Genomic DNA, 1431 nt, shown 5'->3' with positions numbered 1-1431 from the left:
AACTATAGATTGCTCTATAATCAGGTTAATATTATTAAGTACTGGAATATTATTAAATAATTTACAAATATTATGCATTTTTATCATATATACCTTTCTGTTCAATCTTTTTGCCTATATATTCAATTAGTAATACAAGAGCGTAATAATAAGCCCCAGCAAGACAAAGTGGTATAAAATAAGTAAATTGTTCTGCTGCAAGCATTTGCGCAGAGCGCATAATATCAACACCACCAATAGTAGAGATTAATGCCGTTTCTTTAAGGAGTGCAATGATCTCATTTATCATTGCAGGAAGAATATTTTTAATAACTTGTGGTAATATAATATCTCTCCACATATAGAAACTAGGTATTTGTAAAGTTTTAGCTGCTTCAAACTGGTTTTTTGATATAGTTTCAATACCAGCTCGTAAAATCTCAGCAATATAAGCACAGCTATTTAGACCAAATGCTATAATGCCAGCACTAAATATGTTTAATTTAATTCCTGCAATGGTTGGGGTCATAAAATAAACAACACTTAACTGTAATATAAGGGGGGTGCCACGTATTACAGATATAATTCCATTAATTAATGGAATACAGATCTTATTATATCTGAGTACTGACAATAATCCCCCTAGACTCACACCTAAAAGCAGTCCTCCAATCAATAATTTTAAAGTAAAGGCAAGGCCTGTTCCAACAAACAAGAAATTAGAAATTAATTCCTGCATCAGTTATCTCCNNNNCATTTTTCTGCTATTTTTTGTATTACACCTTTACTTTCTAAACTTTTTAATGCCTCGTTTATTTTATCCTTTAAAGCAGATCCTTTATTCACAGCAATAACATAACCACCATCTAACTTGGCAGTGGCTGACCATGATAGACCAGGATTTTTTTTGCTAAATACTTTACCTTGGAATTCATCAATTAGGACGCCATCAACATGACCAGACTTTAATGTTTCTACAGCTTGATTATTATTGTCTATAGCAATAATTTGAGCTGTTGTAGGAACATGCTCTTTTAGCCAAATTTCCATGACAGTTCCTAGTTGAACGGCTATCTTCTTGTGAGTTAAGTTGTTTATACCGGCTATGGGTTTATTTTTGTGATATAGAATACCAAATTCCCCTGTATAATAACTATTTGAAAAATCAAAATTTTTTTCACGCTCTTCTGTGCTACCAATAGTAGATATAGCAGCATCTACAGAATTACTTTGCAATGCTGCAAATATAGCACTAAACTGCATATCTTTAAATATCGCTTCTTTACCTAACTCTTTTGCTACTAATTGAGCAAGCTCAATGTCAAAGCCAGTAAATTTACCATTTTCATAATATTCAAAAGGTGGATAATCTGCAGAAATTGCAAATCTAATGATATTATCGTGTTTATTTTCCTTGCATCCTGTTAATAGAATACTTATCACTATAATAGC

Annotated in this window: 2 protein-coding genes; both read right to left on the bottom strand. The window is 31.8% G+C overall.

Annotated elements, in window-relative coordinates; all coding sequences use genetic code 11:
- Positions 1-70: 70 nt before the first annotated feature.
- A complete protein-coding gene (locus tag WG67_RS01930) occupies positions 71-718 on the bottom strand; it encodes an amino acid ABC transporter permease (RefSeq protein WP_022626279.1) in 648 nt (215 codons plus the stop codon).
- Positions 718-1422, bottom strand: coding sequence for an ABC transporter substrate-binding protein (locus WG67_RS01925; protein ID WP_245683396.1), 705 nt, complete (start codon positions 1420-1422; stop codon positions 718-720). Before WG67_RS01925 ends, WG67_RS01930 begins: the two co-directional genes overlap by 1 nt.
- Positions 1423-1431 lie beyond the last annotated feature (9 nt).

This window comes from Wolbachia endosymbiont of Drosophila incompta (assembly GCF_001758565.1).
Lineage (GTDB): Bacteria > Pseudomonadota > Alphaproteobacteria > Rickettsiales > Anaplasmataceae > Wolbachia > Wolbachia pipientis.
Note: the sequence above shows the minus strand (reverse complement) of the source record. Positions and strands in the feature narration are given on the sequence as shown.